Source organism: Stenoxybacter acetivorans DSM 19021 (assembly GCF_000745895.1).
Taxonomy (GTDB): Bacteria; Pseudomonadota; Gammaproteobacteria; order Burkholderiales; family Neisseriaceae; genus Stenoxybacter; species Stenoxybacter acetivorans.
Window position 1 is genome coordinate 1 of sequence record NZ_JQKE01000051.1, and the last position, 19882, is coordinate 19882.

The following is a 19882-nucleotide window of genomic DNA, read 5'->3' on the forward strand; positions in this document are numbered from 1 at the left end:
ATTTTCTTCTGTATAAAGCCGCCAAATTTCTTGACGCTGATAGGGCAGTAAACGGGTTCTTTTATGAATATTCATTACAGTATTTTCCTATAAATACTGTAAACAACGCTAGGAATTCTTACAGGTTATAGCAATTAGAAGACACTTGGGAGATGAGGTTGAAAATATAAAACAGTTTAACTTAGATACACGAAAAGAGCTCTCTAATAATCATTATCGTTTAGAAGTAGAAATCAATCGGTTGTTCAATACTATACTTGGTTTTTCAATGGGTTGCCTGATTATTATGATTATCCTAGTTGCTATAGTTTTTTATATGAGTTGAATAGTTCATTATAGATATTCAATACATTTTGAATAGTTTTCCATAGTTCAATAAATAGCTCGCTATAGCTCACGAATAATCGCGAATAATTGCGAATAGTTCGCTATAGTTCATGAATAATTACGTATAGTTCGCTATAGTACGTAAAATCTCAATTTCTGTTGCAGAATAGTTCATCAAAATTCAAGCCTGTACGATTTGAGTACAGGCTTGTTTTTCTTTATGTGAAGAAAAAATATTCAAATTGCCGAAAACCTTCTAAAAAACTTCTGACAAGGTGAGCAAGTCAATCAGCAATAGCGTTTAAATCACCAACAAGCCATCTAAATTGCAAAAACAAAGGTTAAACAGCTTAACCATTAAACAGAGGATAAAACCCGAAATTTAGCCCTTTATGCACGTTTTCGGACAGCGTGAATGTATCGGTTGCTTAAAATCCATTCCTGAAGAAAAAACGTTCAACTTGCCGAAACGGAAATTGATTTACTTAATTGTAAATTTAAGAAAATTAACTTTCTTTTGTTTTTGTACAGTGCCATCGCACACTCAGTAGGGCGCAGAAAGTGGTGGTGACAGTGGTGACACGGGTACATTATTGTTTTTAAAAAATAAAAAAATTTTTACTGTGGGTACAAGGTGGTGACAGCTGGGTACAGAAAAGCAGAAATTTTAATTATTATATTGATTTTATTTAATTTTTTTAAAAACAGTAGTGGTGACAGCTTAAAGAAATATATTAATTTTTTATTTAAAAACAATAATGTACCCAGCCGTCACCACCTTGTACCCACTTATTTTCTAAAATTTTTATAAAAATAAACTTAAAAAACATAAATGTACCCGCTGTACCCACTGTCACCACCAAAAAATGAAGTGCTGTCCCTGCGCGCGCATGCGCGTTACATATAATATATATAAATTTAATTAAATAAATTCATTTATATTTACTATTAAATTTAAATAATACTCGCGTTAGTAATCATTATTTTTGCTAAAAAAGCACTACAGAAAGGAGAAAAAATTGGATAAAAGCGAATACGTTTTTTCAGAAAATAGGGAAATTTTGAGGCAAAAATACCGCAAATTTAGGATTTTTTGTTTAACAAATTTTCACAAAATAAGAAGCGTTTCGGCAATTTGAACGTTTTTTCTTCAGGAAGGGATTTCAGGCAACCGATACGTTTACGCTCCGCTCAACCCGTTCCGGCAACTTATAATATTTTTCTTCATGAAAAAACCTCGTTAAAGCACACATTTCGCCCTTAACGAGGTTGTTTGATTATTGACTATTCCGCGTCTTCGCTTTCAGGATCACAAAATGAACCTATCAGCAAATAAAAGCGCTGCCGTTCGTTGTTGATGCGTTTTTGTATTTGCCAGCGTCCGTATTCAGATTGACGCAACCAATTAGCTTGATGCAGCACCTCACAAACTTTATTTAAATCAAAACCCTTAGCGATTTCATCACGAAATACGGCGGGAATAATGAGATACGCGGTTTTATCGCAATCTTCAAGTGCGGGTTCTTTATAGCCTGCCAAATTGGGCATGTGCGCGCCGTGGCTTTCCAAACGGCAAATTTCCATAAAACGGTTACCGTTCAATTGCATGAAGTCGTTAGCTTGCTCCAGTATGCGGCGGTCTTCGTATTTACCTGCACCCTCGCGGCTGAACCAATCATCAAAGCATTTACGTACAGGCAGGCTGCCTGAAAAATTCAGAATACCGTAGTCCTGCGTCAAATGCAGGGCAGCGGATACCAAAGCGAAACGCTCGGCAACCCGCCGCGCTTGCCCGCTCAACACAGGCAGGGCTTCGCGAAAGGTACGCATATGCTCATGCACTTTATCCAAGGCATTGTTATCGGCGGCTAAGGCGGCAATAAACGCCCTGCCTGCCGTGCCGTAATACTGCCCGCTGACATGGTTCAGGTGTTCAGATAATAAAGCACCATCAGCAAAGCCGTGCAACACGTCATACACACCGTAACCCTTACCCGCATTTGCGGGAACAGACGGTAAACGGTTGGCTTGCCCTGCCTGCCAGTCGCCGTTATTGGCGCGTAGATAGCCCTCCAGCGTTTTCTCACCTGTTGACAGTACCATAACCCGCCAATGGTTAATTTCGCGATTTCCGCCTTCTTTTGCGCCTTGTACCTTGCCTTTGCCGTTGATAACACTGTAAGCGGTGTGCGATACCACCCGCGGGCTGGCTTGCCCGATTTCGTCCAGTAACATCAAACCGTCATTGCAGGCATTGGCGGCATTGGCAAAACCGTGTCCCGTGCCTTCCCATGACAATTTGAGCTCTTCGGGCTTGCCCCATACCGATAACGCTACTTTGCCTGTAGTGGTTTTACCGTCTGAACTGTCGCCAAACAGGTGAAAGCCGCCGCCCTCAATATCCAACAATCGCATTAAAGGCGCGGCAAAAGCCACACCCAAAGCAAGGCATAAACGGCTGTTGTCTTGGGCATAATGCGCAATATGGTTTTGCCAATCGTGTAGGCAGCCTGAAGCCTGATAAGCGGCATAATTGCGATTACCGCCGTTGTATATCACCTGTACATTGCTGTTATCGGCTTGCAAGATTTCACCGTTTGGCAAAATATAGGCTTTACCCTTATCCACCCAGCCTGCACGGTTACAAACGCGCCAAAAATGCTTTTTACCGCCCGTTTGCAGATAATCTGCCAAGCGTTCGCGCTTCTTGCGATTGGCGGCGATGTCAATCCCCGCACCCTGTAAACGAGCCCATAGCGCAATACTGCCGATGTCGGCATTGGCAATGGGCAGGGTTTGCTTTTTGCCGCTGATGTGTTCGGTGTAAGTGATGACGCGGTAATGCTGCCCGCTGTCATCCGTTCCTCTGCCAATCAGTTGAAACGGTGAACACAAGCGTTCTTCCAAATAAAAAATACCCTCTTCATTCACGCGGTAGCGTTCTACAGCGTTATTTTGGCTGGCTTGGCTCATTGGAACACCTCAGAGCGAATACTTAAATTGAGCTCATCCAGTTCTGTCAGATGTTCAACAATTTTATCCAACAGCTTTTTTATCAGGAGGTATGAGAAATCAATAGTATGTGATTGACAATCTTCGCCATTGGCGATGACTTTTAACTCTTGATGGTCGCCCAAAAGCTCAATAATTGCCTTAATTTCAAAGATACAAGAAATCAAATTCGCAGGGTGCGCAGGATTGTCTAAATCCAGCGGGCGAATATCGGCAGAAATGTTTGATTGGGAATGATTTTTAGATGAATTTTGCATAATAGCACCTTTCCTTCGGTTAAATACCGCGCTCACGCTGTCAAACGTGAGGGGCGGCGGACAAATAGCAGGGTTGACAGACTGGTGAAAGGTGAAACCAGCAGGCGTAAAGCCTCCCTGCCATTGCCCGCCAAAGAAAGGCGCAATAATGGCGTTGATTGCGAATACAAAAACACCGCCCGATACGGGTAATTCGGCGGCTGATTCGCCCTCTCGATTCAGCCTGTCAAAGCTGACTTGTTGATTGAAACAAGTGCGGCTATGGTGGCGACTTTTATGGCAAAAGTCAATCCTTGCGCTGCCTGTTCCGGGCGCATTACAATGATTAGGCATTGTTGTTACTCCAAAAAAAAGCCGCTCATGTGCCGATTACACATGAGCGGTTTGATGTTATTTGGGTTGAGGACGTGCCGCCAACATGGCTTGCTGCCATGTTTCAATTTCGGATTTTGCCCAACAAGAGGCACGCCCAACCTTAATGGGGCGGGGAAATGTTGGGTCATAGCGATTCGGATAATTCGGATTCAACTTAAACCAAATTGCCGAGCTGCTTTTTAAACCGATTAATTTTTTGACTTCGGTAATGCGAATAAATTCTTCAGTAGCCATGATTAGCCCTTTCATGCAGTAGTGAATAAAAGTGCAAAAAGGCTAACAAAAGCGTTTAGTAATGTGGGAAAATCACCAAAGGTAATTGGTAATTTTTTTAAAATCAAAAGGATATTTCTACATCTTTATTCCTTGAATTGTTTTTTGCTGTCTGTAGTTTTTTTCTGATACTCTCTGCTGACAAGCCATAGTTATCAAAATTTGGTATTTTCTTCTTCATCTTTTTCGCTTCCTCTGCCCAATACTCGGCAATCTGGCTGTGGTTAATATCTTTGCCGTTGCGATACCGTTCCGACTCATTGGCTTTCAATATAGCTAAGAAATGCAGCAAATTGGAAAACTCTTTTTCTTCGTCAGTATTGTTCGTTTTGGTTTCTTGTGTCTTTTCAGGCAGCCTGTTAATAATAGCGTCAGACTGCGAATAATATTTTTCTTCAATGCGTTTGGTTTCTTCGATGTACCAATCTTTCAACCAGTAAGTTTTTTGATAACTCAATTCCTCATAGGACACATTTGCAATCAAGTTATCTAATACCAATTTGATAAGATTCAATTTGTACCATGTTCCTCGTTGAAAATAACGCCAGTACCAAAATCCCAGTCTTACCACAAGAAAATAAGTCGTTGTTTTAACATTAATAATTTCTTGTTGGAAAACTCTTGCAATCTCTGCGGAAGAAACATTAAAACCACGCACCCTTTGCCTTTCATGGAAATCTTTAATTCCTTGAATAATTTCTATTAACTCATCTTTGTCTTTGTACTGTATTTTGTTTTTGAATTGAATAATGTCTTTTTTGTCGCCCATTACTTAACCCTCCAATCCCTGTTGATAACGTTCACGAATCCAATCTGAATACCATTGCATCATGCGGCGGCGATGCGGTAAAAAATCACTATGCAAATAAGCATCTTGAACCTTGTCTTTATTCAAATGCGCCATTTGCCGTTCAATCCAAATCGAATTAAAGTCATGCTCATTCAGAACATCGGTTGCCAGTGATCGAAAACCGTGCGGGGTGGCAATGTCTTTGTAGCCTAATTTGTGCATTAGGTTCAGCAAGGCGTTAGCACTCATTGGTTGATTGGTGCTGTTACGCCCTGGAAAAAGATACCGCCCCTTGCCGCTGATGGTTTGCAGCTCCGTCAATAGCTCCAATGCCCAATCAGACAAGGGAACAATGTGTTCAACTCTGCGCCCTTTCATCTTGTCTTTGGGTATTCGCCATTCTTGGGCGGGAAAGTCAAATTCCGCCCACTCAGCGGCACGTAAACTGCCAACACGGGTAAAGGTCAAAATTAATAACAGCAAGGCAATTTTGGTTTCAGGGCGGGTTGGCTCATGGTGTAACCGCCTGAAAAACTCGGGTAAATCCTTTTGCGGTATAGCGGGTAAATGAACGGTTGCCGGGGTGGCAATGTATCGACGAACACCATAAGCAGCATTACTGCTTATCAGCTTTTTAATCACAACAGCATATTCCAGCACCCTGTCAATACGCTGAAACACCCGTGAAGCGGTATCGTATGCTCCCCGTTCTTGAACCCTTTTCACAGTTTCGATGATGATTTCAGGGGTAATTTTGGTAATGGGCATATCGCCGATATATGGAAAAGTATCTTCTTCCAATGATTTCAATACTTTTTCGGCATGACTGGCTTGCCAGCGCGGTAATTCCACCTCGTGCCATTCGCGAGCAATGTGTTCAAACGTATTGCAGGCTGCCTGCTTAATTTGGACTTTGGCTTCTTGTTTCGCAGCCGCAGGATCAATGCCGTTTGCCAACATCTGCCGCGCCTCAAAATGCTTTTGCCGCGCTTGAATAAGGGGAATTAAGGGATACTTACCCAACGTTAGCGTTTTTGATTTGCCATTAAAACGATAGGCATATTTCCATGAAGCACCGCCAACGGGGCTGATGAGCAGAAACAAACCATTGCCGTCAAATAATTTTTTTATTTGTCCACCACTTTGCTTGGCTTGCTTAATCTCGGATTTAATAATTAAATCCTTTAATTTCATTTATTTATATTCCTTTTGTAGGTCTTTTTTAAGATTAAATGAATTTTTTGTAGGTCTTTTTACGTAGATTGTAGGTTCTTTTAAGAAAAAAGACCTACAAAATTCTGTTTATAGCCAGAAAATTTCAGGTTTTTTAGGATAGCAAAAAAGACAGCTTTTAAAAAGCAAGAGAATGAAATTAAAGATTTTTTGTAGTGATTAGGAAAGGTTTATAAACGCAGGTAGTCTGTTAATTTTTGACGCTTTGGCGTCCCCACCGGGAATCATATTTAATATATATCAATTTAATTTTAATAAATAAAATTGAAACATGATTTTTAATAAACCAACAATTTAACCAACATATCTTAAGCCTTCCAACAAGGCAATTAAGCGGCTGATGGCTTCTTCGATGAGTACCACGCCCTTGCCTGGCACAGCCTGAAACGGCAGAACCCGCATAACGGGTGTAGTTTGCTTGGCCGTGTCAAATGAAAATTATGCTACGATGTATTTATTTTGAATACAAAGACTTGATGATGAACACTCTTAAAGTTTACGGCATTTCGACGGAACAAAAACAACGTTTAACGGCGATTGCACAAGAAAAATTGGGGGAAGCCAGTGTTTCAGCATTGGCGCGGTTTCTGTTATTGGAGCAACTCAATCAGCCCTTGCCACCACAAGATACCAAAGACGAATACCAAAACGGCAAAAATCCGAAGCGAGTGATTATCGGACTGACGAATTCGGATTATCAATACATGAAAAAATGCGCCGATATGTATGAAATGTCGGTAAATCAAACCATTCGTTTACTGGTTCGGCGATTTATCACGCAATACCCGATATTATCTAAATCTGAAACAAACGCCCTGTATCAATCCAATTACCAGCTTTTGCGTATCGGCATTAATCTTAATCAAATTGCCCGCCAATTGAATTCGTTTGAATCTGCCAACATCACTGTTGCCGAAATTCGTCAATTGGAGAAAATCATTGATGAACACGGTGAAAAAGTCAGCAAAATGATGAACGCGACTTCTACCAGAAGTTGCCCGTCTTGGTATTGAATTTTAGCCATGTGTTTTTATAGCCGCCTTCGGGCGGCGTTTTTGTGGCAACAAAACCACAAGTATGGGGTCATCACCGCATACTTTGCCTATCCTGCATTGTATTTTGGTATTGTGTTTTCGTTCCGTTCTATAAAAATTTTGTTGAATAGATTGATTTTTAATGGAAATTTTTACAATTTTGGGGTAATTTGTGAATAAAGTTGTAAACTTTTAATCATTGATTTTAAATAATTTTTTTAAACTTGTATTTATTTTCAGAAAGGAATCCCAAATGAGTATGCCACCCGTTCGACAATCACGCTTACAACCCCATGCTGATGAAATCCTTGCCATGCGTTCAGAGGGAAAATCAGAACAGGAGATTGTTGCTTGGTTGATGAATGAAAAAGCAGTGAAGGTATCGCAACAGGCGTTGAATAATTTCATCAAGAAGCAAAACAATCCAGCTGATGAGTCGATAGCGAAGAGTGCAGAAGTTTCAGGGGAAATCAGCAAAATTGATGTGTCTGCACTGTTGCCGATACTGGAACAGTACAGCGAATCGTTCACGGACGATTTGGATTTAGATAATCGCCTTACTGAAGTTGTGCAGCAAGTTTTAGTTGATAACTTAAAAATTCAGCAACAGTTTCAACAGTCGTTAAGTAAAACATTAGAGGCGATGGAAAAGCAGAACACCCAATTAAACATAGATTTGGTTATATGTAAGAATTATCCGCGTTGTTTACACTTTTCATCAAAATAAAAATATTTCTCTAGTACCTCGTATGGTGACCAACAGAGAACCCAGATTTGATTCTTAGGAGGAATCCGTTCTATCCATTGAACTACAGGGACCTGCCGCCAAGACGGACGATTGTAGCGCGAATAAGTGCTTTTTGCCATGCGCTTCGGTTATAATTACCGCGCTGAAATTATCTTGACAAACCCCATTGTGCGGGTTTTCACTGCCGACACACATCACAAAAGGGATTCATTTCATGTTCTCTAAAAGCATCACCATTGAAAAATTCGACTCCGAATTGGCAGCCGCCATTGCCGCTGAAGTACAGCGTCAGCAAGACCATGTTGAACTGATTGCTTCTGAAAACTATGTCAGCTGCGCGGTTATGGAAGCGCAAGGCAGCCAATTAACCAATAAATATGCCGAAGGCTATCCGGGCAAACGTTATTACGGCGGCTGCGAATACGTGGATATTGCTGAACAATTGGCAATTGATCGCCTGAAACAATTATTTAATGCCGAATATGCAAATGTACAGCCGCATTCCGGTTCACAAGCCAATCAAGCGGTGTACACCAGCGTTTTAAAACCGGGCGACACCATTTTGGGCATGTCGTTGGCACATGGCGGTCATTTAACCCACGGCGCGAGTGTCAATATTTCGGGCAAATTGTACAACGCCATTACTTATGGCTTAGACGAAAACGAAGTATTGGACTATGCTGAAGTGGAACGCTTGGCATTGGAACACAAACCCAAAATGATTGTGGCGGGTGCATCTGCTTATGCTTTAGAAATTGATTGGGCGCGTTTTCGCGAGATTGCCGACAAAGTCGGCGCATATCTGTTTGTTGATATGGCACATTACGCGGGTTTGGTTGCCGGCGGCGAATACCCCAGCCCTGTGCCGTATGCCGATTTTGTTACCACCACCACCCACAAAACCCTGCGCGGTCCGCGCGGCGGCGTGATTATCTGCCGCACCGAAGAACACGCCAAAGCACTGAACTCTGCCATTTTCCCCAGCTTACAAGGCGGTCCTTTAATGCACGTTATTGCCGCTAAGGCCGTGGCATTCAAAGAAGCCTTACAGCCTGAATTCAAAAACTATGCCAAACAAGTCAAAGCCAATGCCCGCATCTTGGCTGAAACCTTGATTGAGCGCGGTTTGCGTATTGTGTCCGGCCGTACAGAAAGCCATGTGTTTTTGGTGGATTTACAGCCGAAAAAAATCACGGGCAAAGAAGCGGAAGCTGTGTTGGGACAAGCACACATTACCGTGAATAAAAACGCCATTCCCAACGACCCTGAAAAACCATTTGTTACTTCAGGTATTCGTTTGGGCACAGCTGCCATCACCACGCGCGGTTTCACCGAAAACGACACCCGTGAATTGGGTAACTTAATTGCCGATGTATTGGATGCACCCAATGATGAAGCAGTGATTGCCGCTGTGTCTGCCAAAGTGCAGGCATTGTGCGCACGGCTGCCGGTTTATGGCGCGTAATTCAAAACAGCATGTGAAAGATTAAAATCGCACACAGGCTGCCTGAAGAAGATATTCAGGCAGCCTGTGTTATTTGCAAAGCATTCAGTCGTTCAACAGTAATCACACCAAAAGGAATGTGTTATGGGTGTTGGTCATTACGAAAATTTTCCGGTGGGCTCTTTGGTGCTGCCGCGCCGTTTACGCCGTCCCGTTCACGCCATTTATGCCTTTGCCCGCACCGCCGATGATATTGCCGACGAGGGCGAAATGACTCCTGAACAACGCTTGGCAGGCTTAAACGCCTTAAAGCAGGAATTGGATTTATTGGCAGCCGGCAAAACAGCAGCCACGCCCTTGGTACAACACCTTTTTCAGGCAGCCATACAGCCTTTTAATCTGCCTTTGCAACCGTTTTACGATTTATTGTCGGCATTTTCCCAAGATATTACCGTAAAACGTTATCAGCACTTCGGTGATGTAGCGGACTATTGCCGCCGCAGTGCCAACCCGGTTGGGCGGCTGATGCTGCACTTATTCGGCAAAACCGACAGTGTGAGTTTGGCGCAAAGCGACGGTATTTGCACCGCCTTGCAGCTGGTGAATTTTTATCAGGACGTGGCAATTGATTGGCAAAAAGACAGAATCTATCTGCCGCAAGATGAAATGGCGGCTTTCGGCGTAACCGAAAATCAACTTGCAGAAGGCCGTGTTGATGCGGCATTCCAACGCCTGATGCTCAAACAATGCACCCGTGCGCACAATATGCTGGTTGGCGGCTCGCCTCTGGGCAAAGCCTTAGGCGGACGCATGGGCTTTGAGCTGCGCTTGATTGTATTGGGCGCACAGCGTATTTTGTTTCACTTAGATCAAGTGAAATACGATGTTTTTCGGCAGCGACCGACATTGGGTTGGAAAGACTGGGGCGTGATGATTAAGCGTGCCGTTTTACAAAAATAAGAACAAGAAATCAATCGTATAGCTGAACTACCAAATTTTTCAAAATGACTGGCTGGAAAAACCACGGTTAATTGTCTGAAATCTGCTGAACCAAGTCATGGTTTTCTTTTTTGAAAAAATAATAGTATGGCTATATTTCTTTATTTGCCAAACCATTAATGAGCAAAAACGGACTAAACCGCTATCCGTTTTTGTTCATTAAAACTTTCCACCGCATCAATCCAATAATGTTTCCATCAAATCAATCATAAATTCGGCATCTTCTTGCTGCAAAATCTCAAAGCCGTTGGGCAAACCAAGATCTTCCAAAATTCGTTTACCGGCGGCATCAGAGCTGACTTGTAAAAATGCCGCTGCTATTTCTTGTTGCTGCGCTTGGTGTTTGGGGTGAAGCAACAGCACGTGGGATAAGTCGTTAATCTTACTTTCCATCAAAACAGTCATTTGATCGCGGGTAAATTGAGTAAGGTCATGATAGGCAGATGCCAAGAAAAACCCTATTTCAGCCTGCCCTTTAATCAATTGATTTGCCACAGACTGGAAAGTATCCAGCTGAGTCCATTGGAGATTTTCTTCATTCAAATCAACTGACTCAAGCAAACGCAAGCCAATGAGCTTCACATCAAAGTTTTCGGTGAGCAATACCCGCATACCCGGTTTTAAGTCTTCCAAAGTGCGGTAGGGTTGAGCGGCTGAAGCTGTAATCACCATTTCATTGGGGTGGCTGATCGGACGAACCAACGGCAAATAATTCAGCTCACGAATCAATCTGCTGGCATCAAACGGGTTGGCATAAATCAAATCCACACCGCCCGAATCAATCAATTGCCGCTCTTCCGTGCTGCCTGCCGGCATTTGCAAATGAATGCTTTTTTCGGTGATTCGCTGCAAACGGGTGTTTAAAAAGTGCCAGCCCGCAAAATATTCCGGCGGAAAATCAGGAGCTATCAAGAAGTTAATCGTTGTCATGAACCAGCCCTTTCAGCTGCCAGCATGTCTTTATAGACTGCGCTTAATTCGTTGATTTTAGTACGCGATGGTTTCCGGCGCACCGAGGTATAACTCTTAATTTCGCCATTGCGAACATTGGGAACCACTGTGGCATACACCCAATAAAAACCACCGTTTTTACGCAGGTTTTTTACATAACCGTGCCATTTTGTGCCGGTTGAAATGGTATCCCACAAATCTTTGAAAGCAGCACGCGGCATATCAGGGTGGCGCAAAATACTGTGTAAAGAACCCATGAGTTCTTCACGCGACCAGCCGCTCATAATCACAAACGCATCGTTGGCATGCGTAATCACACCTTTAGTATCAGTGGTGGATACAATTAAACGACCATCGGGAAATTGCTTTTCTTCATCAATGGTATAAATCGTTTGTGTGAAACCCTCATAGTAGGTTTGCTCATATTGTTCATGAGGAACTTCCGGTTTGGGCATTTGCGGTAAAAGCATAAAATTCACCTTGTAAACTCAAGTTATCAATATTACAAACAACTCGTTAAAATAATATTACAAACAGCTCGCTAAAATTTCCAATTATTTTTTGCAATTACTTATCGGCAACTGATGCCGCTGATTTTCGGCACGTCTCCCTGACCAACTTTGATGTTACACACAATAGAGCTGCTGCCAGAAACCGACAGGTTTCCTCCTTGCAATTTTAATGCCAAAGGTTCTTTTACACCCATCTTCACAGCAGTGGCAGCCAATTTTTGCACATCTTCTTTGGCATAAGGGGTGTTATTGGCTGATACTTCAATGTCTTTTGCCCATGTTTGCGTTACCGCACCCAGACCCAATACCAACAAAGCAAGCAGAACAACACTGCTGACACGCATTTTTATGTTCATGGCTGATTTGCACTTTCTCAATTAAACTAAACTTTTGTTGATTGGTTTTAATACCGAAACTAAATTTTATTCTCTAAGATATCGGCATTGTCCTTGGTCAATGGCATACAGTCAAACATTCACTTGACAACCCGCATAAAACCGTCTGAAATTTGATACTACAGTGTTTCACGCGTACGCTTTTTAAGCTTGTTCTTAATACGGGTTTGCTTGAGCGGTGACAAATATTCTACAAAAACTTTACCTGCTAAATGGTCTAATTCGTGTTGAATGCAAATTGCCAGCAAACCATCTGCTTCTAATGTGAATGCTTTTCCGTTCTCGTCCAGGGCTTCTGCTGTGATTTTTTCAGCACGGGTTACTGTGTCGTAGATGCCCGGCACCGACAAACAACCTTCTTCAAAAGTGGTTTCACCTTCCCTGCGGGTAATCACCGGATTGATAAATACCCGCAATTCATCACGTGCTTCGGATAAATCCATCACTACTACACGCTCATGCACGTTCACTTGAGTGGCTGCCAGACCAATGCCGCGGGAAGCGTACATGGTTTCCGCCATGTCGCGCACCAAAGTTTGAATGCGTTCGTCCACAGCCGCCACAGGTTTGGCGGCAATATGTAAACGTTCATCAGGATACTGCAGAATATTCAACAGAGCCATAATTCTCTCTTTTATTTATTCGGGCTTTAAAATATTTGATGTGTGATTGACGGCACTTGCCGTCTCAACCGCCATTTCCTCGGTTACTTGCGGCGGCATTTGTGCACGTTTTGCATCAAGATAGCGTTGAATGGTTTGCACCAATTCTTGTGTGCCTTGATGCGCCAGCGCACTGATGCAAAACACGCGCGGCGTTTCCAAATCAAAGGTAAAGCGATCATCGGGCTGCGGGTAATCCCAACCGATTTCCGCCAGAAATTGGGTTATTTTACGCTCGTGTTCATTTTCAGGCAGCATGTCTAGTTTATTTAACACCAGCCAACGCGGTTTTTCCGCCAGCTCATCATCGAAGCGATGCAATTCATTCACAATTGACAAGGCTTCTGCGGCGGGATTCACGTTTTCATCAAATGGGGCTAAATCCACCACATGCAACAACAAACCCGTGCGCGATAAATGTTTCAAAAAACGATGCCCCAAACCCGCGCCCTCTGCCGCGCCCTCAATCAAACCCGGAATATCCGCCATCACAAAGCTGTGATTTTCATCAAGCCGCACCACGCCTAAATTGGGGTGCAGCGTTGTAAACGGGTAATCAGCCACTTTCGGGCGGGCTGCGGAAACGGCACTAATCAGCGTGGACTTCCCTGCATTGGGCATACCCAGCAAACCCACGTCTGCCAACACTTTCAACTCCAGCAGTAAACTGCGGCTCTCCCCTTCTTCGCCGGGCGTGGCTTGTTTCGGGGCGCGGTTTACCGACGATTTAAAATGCAAATTACCCAAACCGCCTTTGCCGCCGCGTGCCACACACACTCGCTGCCCGTGCCGAGTCAAATCAGCAACGATTTCATCGGTATCTGCATCGCGGATTAACGTGCCGACGGGCATGTGTATTTCAATGTCGTCCGCACCTTTGCCGTAGCGGTCGGCACCATGACCTTTTTCGCCATTTTTGGCTTGATAGCGTTTCACAAAACGGTATTCCACCAAGGTATTGATGTTTTCATCAGCCACCGCGTAAACACTGCCGCCGCGTCCGCCGTCGCCGCCGTCGGGACCGCCGCGCGGCACAAATTTTTCACGGCGAAAACTCACCGCACCGTTGCCGCCGCGTCCTGCTGCCACTTCGATTTTGGCTTCATCAATAAACTTCATGGGTTGTCCGTTGGATTAGGTATTTTTAATGGGTATTTTTAATGTATTTTTTCAGGCAGCCTGCAACTGCGCAATATCTGCCACTGCATTCATTTGCCGCGACAACTCGTTCAGCAATGCCAAACGATTGTTTTTTAAAGTTTCGTCTTTGCCCATCACCATTATGTCTTCAAAAAAAGCATCAACTTTGGGGCGAATATCCGCCAAGACGGTTAAGGCTGCCTGAAAATCGTGCTGCGCCAAAGCAGCGGCAATTTTCACAGACACGGCTTGGGTAGCTGCATATAAATTTTGTTCGGCAGGCTGTGTCAGCAAATCGGCAGACACTGCCGGCAACGTTGCGGTGTCTGCTTTTTTCAATAAATTGTGTACGCGTTTATTGGCGGCAGCCAATGCCTCGGCTTCGGGCAATTGCTTAAACGCCGCTACGGCTTGCAGTTTGGCTTGAATATCGCCTAAATTTTGCGGCCAATGCGCCAATACTGCCGCCACTTCATCGTGGGCGTAGTCGGTTTGCAGCAGCACCGCCAAGCGGGCACGCATAAATTCACTCACTTCAGCAACGGTGTTTGCTGCCAATTTGCCCTGAGGGAAAGTATCGGCGGCGGCTTGCAATAAGGGTTGTGCGTCTAAACGATGGGTCATCAGCATACGCAGCACACCCAAAGCCGAACGGCGCAACGCGTAAGGGTCTTTGTCGCCGGTGGGAACCAAGCCAATGCCCCAAATACCGACCAAAGTTTCCAGCTTGTCTGCCAAGGCAAGTGCTGTGCCGATGGCGGTTTGCGGTAAAGCATCGCCGGCAAAACGCGGCTGATAATGTTCTTCAATCGCTTGTGCCACTTCTGCGTCTTCGCCGTCGTGCAAGGCGTAGTATTTGCCCATTGTGCCTTGCAGTTCGGGAAATTCGCCCACCATTTCGGTGAGCAAATCGGCTTTTGCCAAACGCACGGCACGATCTGTTTTTGCCAAATCGATATTCATGCTTTGGGCAATGGTTTGTGCCAAGGTGCGAATGCGTTCGGCACGCTCGGCTTGATTGCCCAGCTGGTTGTGGTACACCACTTGTGCCAATCGCGGCAAGCGGCTTTCCAGCGTTTGTTTTTGATCTTGTTTAAAGAAAAATTCAGCATCAGACAACCGCGCACGCAGCACACGCTCATTGCCGTGAATAATGGGTGCGGGATCATCGCTTTGCAAATTAGACACCAGCAAAAAGCGATTCATCAGTTTGCCCGCTTCGTCCAGCAACGGAAAATATTTTTGGTTTTGCTGCATGGTTAAAATCAAGCATTCTTGCGGCACTTGCAGAAAGCGGGCTTCAAATCCAGCTTGCAATACCGCCGGCCATTCCACCAAAGCGCAAACTTCATCCAGCAACGCGTCATCAGCGGCAACCCGAGCATGAAGCTGCTGTGCCTGCCATTGCAAATCGGCTTCAATCACACAGCGCCGCTCTTCAAAATCGGCAATGACTTTACCTTGCTCGCGCAGATTTTTGGCATAATCTTCGGCGTGTTCAAATACAATCGCGCCGCTGCTCAAAAAACGATGCCCCAGTGTTTGATTTTGGCTTTCCAAACCCAAAACACTGCCTGCCACCACCGATTTCCCGTGCATCATCACCAAGCCGTGAACCGGACGCACAAAAGTATGCGTGCTGCTGCCCCAGCGCATCACTTTGGGTATCGGCAGTTTTTTGACCGCCTGTGCCAGAATTTCGCTCAATAAGGCACTTAAAGGCTGCCCTGCTTGGGCGTATTCATGGGCAAACACCATTTGATTGCCGTCATTAATCTGTTTCAGGCAGCCAATATCAATGTTGTTGGCACGGGCAAAACCCGCCAATGCTTTGGTCGGCACACCGTCTTTCATGCCCGCCGCCACGCTTGGTCCTTTTTTAATTATCTGCCTATCCGCCTGCACCGCTCTGACGTTTTGCACCAATACCGCCAAACGGCGCGGCGAAGCAAAGGCTTGGTAATTCGGTGTACCGTCTATCAATTGCTCTTTGGCTAAACCTTCCGCCACAGCATCGGCAAGGCTGTTACCCAAGCGTTTCAGGGCTTTGGGCGGGAGTTCTTCGGTGCGAAGTTCGATGAGAAGGGGTTGGGTGCTCATAGGTATCTCTGGTTTTTGATTATTTCAGTTATATTCATAATGGAACACAATGGGCTGCCTGAAAACGGTTACAGTATGGCGCGTTTTCGCCGCACGTTAATACCGATTTTCAGCGTACCTGTCATTGTTCAGTGAAAAATCGGATTTACTGATAAAAATCAACCGACTTTCCCCGATATTTTTGTGTGTAACTAAGGTTTTTTGCTGTTTGAAAATTTTCACGCGGTTTTAAAGCGTACTCAAATCAGCACAACGGTATTCTTCTTGAAAAAGTGTGTATTCTATAGCGGAATGGCGCGTAAAACCAGAATGCAGCGGATTATCCGTCTGCCTTGCCGGTTTTCTGCCGATTACGTTTTTGATTAAACCGCTGACCTCATTTTATTATCGGCTTTTTATGGTTCAGGCGGCATAAAAACGAAAAAAGCGGCAGTACAACACCGCCGCTTCAATAAGTTGATTAAAGTGGAAAATTTAACACCAAAAAACATACATCGGCTATCGCAAAGCCTGCGCCGAATTTATCAGGTGCGAATTCATAATTAAGCAGTACAACTGTTTTATATCGCCGAATCAATAAACTGCTGCAATCTGCCGCGCATCATCATGCCAACATTTAAAGCAACACTCTCACCGTTTTTCCATATCATCAGCGTGGGAATACCGCGTAAGCCAAGACTGGTCGCTTTTTCACGATTCTCCACTACATTGATTTTAACCACTTTAATTTTGTCGCTGTATTCTTCTGCCAAGTCATCTACAGATTTCATCATCGCTTTGCACATATCACACGACGGCGACCAAAATTTCACCAGCACGGGTACAGCTGACTTGACAACATCTTGTTCAAAGGATGCGTCTGTTCCATGAATAATTTCTGCCATATTTTTTACTTTCCACTGGTTTGCTTGGCACTTAAATTTGCCATTATTTTTTACAATCTTGAAACAAAAGGTGATTCTAAATAGAGCGTATGGTTCTAACCAATTAAATTATAAGAAAAATAACCAAGCATTTCCCATAACTCTATCAGCGTATTGACCATTGACTGCCCGAAAAAGCAACAACCGTCCGCTCACTATCAACATCACCGACTGCCGCACACAAATGAAGCAACATTCCTGCTTTATCATTGGCACGACAAAACCTGAATGGTTTGTTATTGTTACAATAGTTATTATTGTCTATAATTTAATTATACGCAAGCCAAAATTATTCGGTAATTATTTCCCTGAGACGATACTTTAAATTTGATTTAAATTGACTTAAATCAAATAAACTTTTCTAAAAATGTTTCCCCATGTTGTAACAGGCTTATTTTTTATTTCGGAAATAGTCATACCCAATATCATCTTTTCGGTATTTACAGCCAAACTGTTTTCTTTTTTATCACGAAAAAATCCTAAACAATCAATCTATTACAGTAAGAACCAAAATGAAAAGCCTTATCCATGTGCAAAAAACAGCCGTTTGGCCACAGCAGCCTGCTGCGTCTGATGTGGTGTTGCTGCTCTTGATATAAACGCACTGTGCGTTCTTTAATTTCAGGAGAAATGGTTTTTTTGTTCATGGCTGAATTCTCTCAGAATGTTCAGTCTCCGAGATTAAGGTGCGGCGATGCAGGTTTTAAAAATAATTGGTTAAAAATAAATGTCTGCTTTTTGCTTGCTTCCTCTAATATAAGGACAATATATTCAGGCAGCCTGAATACGGTTGAACGTTTACAGCAGTATTCAGCACCTTAAGCAAACACTCGCCAAATGAAACACTCAACACGGAAAACGCACCCGATGAACCCTTTATCGCTGGCAGTCGTCGGACACACCAACACAGGGAAAACCTCTTTATTACGCACTTTGCTGCGCGATGAAGGCTTTGGTGAAGTCAAAAACCAAGCAGCAACCACCCGTCATGTAGAAGCGGCAACCATTCACGACGGCAGCACACCGCTCATCACACTTTACGACACACCGGGCTTGGAAGATGCCGGCGGCGTATTGGATTGGCTGGAAACCCAAAGTGCTCCGCGGCTGGACGGCATTGAGCGCATAGAAGCCTTTTTGGCGAGTGTTGCGGCCAAGCAAACATTTGAACAGGAAGCCAAAGTATTGCGGCAATTATTACAAAGTGATGCCGCCTTATATGTGATTGACGCGCGTGAACCGATACTGCCCAAATACAAAGATGAGTTAACCGTATTGTCGTGGTGCGCCAAACCGATTATGCCAGTCTTCAATTTCTTAAGCCAAGGCGACACCCAAGCGTGGCAAACCATGCTGGCACGGCGTTCTTTACACGTCAGCAGCGGCTTTGACACCGTGGCATTTGATTTCGACAGCGAGATGCGCTTATGGGCCAATTTAGCCACCATGCTGCCCGAACGCACCATACCTGAGCTGTTGATGAATGTACGGCAGCGCGATTGGCAAGTGCTGGACGGCGAAGCACGGCGGCTCATTGCCCATTTTCTGCTGGACGCGGCGGCATATCAGCAGGAAATCAGCAATGACGACCCGCCCGAACCCACTTTGCTGCACATGCGCGATGCGGTGCGTCAATTGGAGCGGCAAATGCAGCAGCAGTTATTGCAGCAATACCGCTTTTATCAAGAAACAGTGGCACAAACAGATTGGGCACTGAAACCTTTCAGTCAAGACCCGTTCGACCCCGAATTGTGGAAAGAATACGGCATTCGCACCACCTCAGGTGCTGCCGCCGGCGCATTAATCGGCTTGGGTATTGATGCGGCGGCATTGGGAACATCGCTAGGCTTAGGCACTGCCATCGGCGGCATTCTCGGCGGAGTATTGCCGAATATACACAGCATCAGCAATACGCTTACCGGCCGCCAAGTTTTGCACATCGACCCCGCTGCCATCACATTTTTAGCGGCGCGCAGCATGGATTTACTCGCCGCTTTGCAATCCCGCGGACATGCCGCACAGCACCGCATCGGCATCGGCAACGCAAACACCCGCCCTTCGCATCTGCCGTGGACAAGCAATAAGCTGCCGCCGGAGCTGCAAAAAGCCCGCAGCCAAACCAAATGGTCGTCATTGAATACAGGCAACGAAGAAGCCAGCCGCAATGCGCGCCGTGAAGCAGCAAACCGCTTGGCTCAAGATTTGATATTGCAAGAAACTTGAAAATGGTTCATTAAAAAATGACGCATTGATATTGATAAAGCGCAGCAAGCAATGGCGCAAATCTGTTTTCAGGCTGCCTGAAAAGGTGGGTTATTTGCTAAATGTAATTTGTAAGAATTATCCGCGTTGTTTACACTTTTCATCAAAATAAAAATATATCTGTACTACTATTTTTTCAGAGAGAAAAGCCATAACCTACTCTTTTTCATCTCCGTTTTTACCGCACAGGGCTTGATTGTTTCGGATTACCGCGTAGTGAAAAAGAAAGCAGTTTGGCTGAACAAAAAGGCTGCCTGAAACTTTCAGGCAGCCTTTTATTGATAGATGCTTATTGGGGCTTATTGGATTATCCGCACCTACGCCACCCAATGCGCATTTGCCAGCAGCTGCTGCATTTCCAGCGTTTTATCGGCAAACTGCCACGTTTCGATTTGGTAATTTGGATTGCTGAATGAATTCTGCACCGTTAATTTATCACCGGTTT

19 protein-coding genes are annotated in these 19882 nt (G+C 44.4%); 5 read left to right on the forward strand and 14 right to left on the reverse strand.

Annotated features, from left to right (window positions below; all coding sequences use genetic code 11):
- Window positions 1-1611: 1611 nt before the first annotated feature.
- The 5 genes from Q384_RS07970 to Q384_RS07990 all read right to left on the reverse strand — a co-directional run bounded on the left by Q384_RS07970 (window position 1612) and on the right by Q384_RS07990 (window position 6228).
- Entirely contained in the window at window positions 1612-3300 is a 1689-nt protein-coding gene (locus Q384_RS07970) for a DUF927 domain-containing protein (RefSeq protein ID WP_051940740.1), read from the reverse strand.
- Window positions 3297-3929, reverse strand: a complete 633-nt coding sequence (locus Q384_RS07975; RefSeq protein ID WP_037587074.1) for a hypothetical protein — start codon at window positions 3927-3929, stop codon at window positions 3297-3299. Before Q384_RS07975 ends, Q384_RS07970 begins: the two co-directional genes overlap by 4 nt.
- Window positions 3930-3986: 57 nt before the next feature.
- Window positions 3987-4205 (reverse strand): helix-turn-helix transcriptional regulator, encoded by a 219-nt coding sequence (locus Q384_RS07980; protein WP_037587075.1) that lies wholly within the window; start codon window positions 4203-4205, stop codon window positions 3987-3989.
- A gap of 103 nt (window positions 4206-4308) precedes the next feature.
- Window positions 4309-5013: a hypothetical protein gene (locus tag Q384_RS07985; RefSeq protein WP_037587076.1), complete on the reverse strand. Its 705-nt coding sequence runs from the start codon at window positions 5011-5013 to the stop codon at window positions 4309-4311.
- Window positions 5014-5016: 3 nt separating this feature from the next.
- Window positions 5017-6228, reverse strand: coding sequence for a tyrosine-type recombinase/integrase (locus Q384_RS07990; RefSeq protein WP_037587077.1), 1212 nt, complete (start codon window positions 6226-6228; stop codon window positions 5017-5019).
- A gap of 470 nt (window positions 6229-6698) precedes the next feature.
- Between Q384_RS07990 and mobC the strand changes: the two genes are divergently transcribed.
- From mobC to hpnC, 4 genes are all read left to right on the forward strand, one after another.
- Window positions 6699-7280, forward strand: coding sequence for a plasmid mobilization relaxosome protein MobC (gene mobC, locus Q384_RS07995; protein ID WP_084224439.1), 582 nt, complete (start codon window positions 6699-6701; stop codon window positions 7278-7280).
- Window positions 7281-7554: 274 nt separating this feature from the next.
- Complete coding sequence (locus Q384_RS08000) at window positions 7555-8028, forward strand: hypothetical protein (protein ID WP_037587078.1); 474 nt, start codon at window positions 7555-7557, stop codon at window positions 8026-8028.
- A 235-nt stretch (window positions 8029-8263) separates the two neighbouring features.
- Window positions 8264-9514, forward strand: a complete 1251-nt coding sequence (gene glyA / locus Q384_RS08005; protein WP_037587079.1) for a serine hydroxymethyltransferase — start codon at window positions 8264-8266, stop codon at window positions 9512-9514.
- Between the two features lie 123 nt (window positions 9515-9637).
- Window positions 9638-10453 carry a squalene synthase HpnC gene (gene hpnC / locus Q384_RS08010; protein ID WP_037587080.1) on the forward strand — a complete coding sequence of 272 codons (816 nt, stop codon included), beginning with the start codon at window positions 9638-9640 and terminating at the stop codon, window positions 10451-10453.
- A 216-nt stretch (window positions 10454-10669) separates the two neighbouring features.
- On the opposite strand, the gene Q384_RS08015 is transcribed toward hpnC, so the two are convergent.
- The 8 genes from Q384_RS08015 to Q384_RS13330 form a co-directional block, all read right to left on the reverse strand.
- Window positions 10670-11422, reverse strand: coding sequence for a PhnD/SsuA/transferrin family substrate-binding protein (locus Q384_RS08015; RefSeq protein WP_037587081.1), 753 nt, complete (start codon window positions 11420-11422; stop codon window positions 10670-10672).
- Window positions 11419-11913, reverse strand: coding sequence for a PAS domain-containing protein (locus Q384_RS08020; protein ID WP_037587082.1), 495 nt, complete (start codon window positions 11911-11913; stop codon window positions 11419-11421). Before Q384_RS08020 ends, Q384_RS08015 begins: the two co-directional genes overlap by 4 nt.
- Window positions 11914-12014: 101 nt before the next feature.
- Window positions 12015-12311: a hypothetical protein gene (locus tag Q384_RS08025; RefSeq protein ID WP_051940744.1), complete on the reverse strand. Its 297-nt coding sequence runs from the start codon at window positions 12309-12311 to the stop codon at window positions 12015-12017.
- Window positions 12312-12469: 158 nt separating this feature from the next.
- Entirely contained in the window at window positions 12470-12973 is a 504-nt protein-coding gene (gene def, locus Q384_RS08030; protein WP_037587083.1) for a peptide deformylase, read from the reverse strand.
- Window positions 12974-12988: 15 nt separating this feature from the next.
- A complete protein-coding gene (obgE, locus tag Q384_RS08035; protein WP_037587084.1) occupies window positions 12989-14131 on the reverse strand; it encodes a GTPase ObgE in 1143 nt (380 codons plus the stop codon).
- Between the two features lie 51 nt (window positions 14132-14182).
- Window positions 14183-16252, reverse strand: a complete 2070-nt coding sequence (gene glyS, locus Q384_RS08040; protein WP_037587085.1) for a glycine--tRNA ligase subunit beta — start codon at window positions 16250-16252, stop codon at window positions 14183-14185.
- A 560-nt stretch (window positions 16253-16812) separates the two neighbouring features.
- Window positions 16813-17136, reverse strand: coding sequence for a thioredoxin family protein (locus tag Q384_RS08045; protein WP_037587086.1), 324 nt, complete (start codon window positions 17134-17136; stop codon window positions 16813-16815).
- A 518-nt stretch (window positions 17137-17654) separates the two neighbouring features.
- Window positions 17655-17822 carry a hypothetical protein gene (locus tag Q384_RS13330; protein WP_156956505.1) on the reverse strand — a complete coding sequence of 56 codons (168 nt, stop codon included), beginning with the start codon at window positions 17820-17822 and terminating at the stop codon, window positions 17655-17657.
- A gap of 190 nt (window positions 17823-18012) precedes the next feature.
- Here Q384_RS13330 and Q384_RS08050 point away from each other — a divergent pair, with 190 nt between their 5' ends.
- Window positions 18013-19398 carry a GTPase/DUF3482 domain-containing protein gene (locus Q384_RS08050; RefSeq protein WP_425423481.1) on the forward strand — a complete coding sequence of 462 codons (1386 nt, stop codon included), beginning with the start codon at window positions 18013-18015 and terminating at the stop codon, window positions 19396-19398.
- A 356-nt stretch (window positions 19399-19754) separates the two neighbouring features.
- Here the strand turns inward: Q384_RS08050 and Q384_RS14520 are convergent.
- Window positions 19755-19882 (reverse strand): calcium-binding protein (locus Q384_RS14520; RefSeq protein WP_156956506.1); only part of this gene is annotated, 128 nt, incomplete at its 5' end.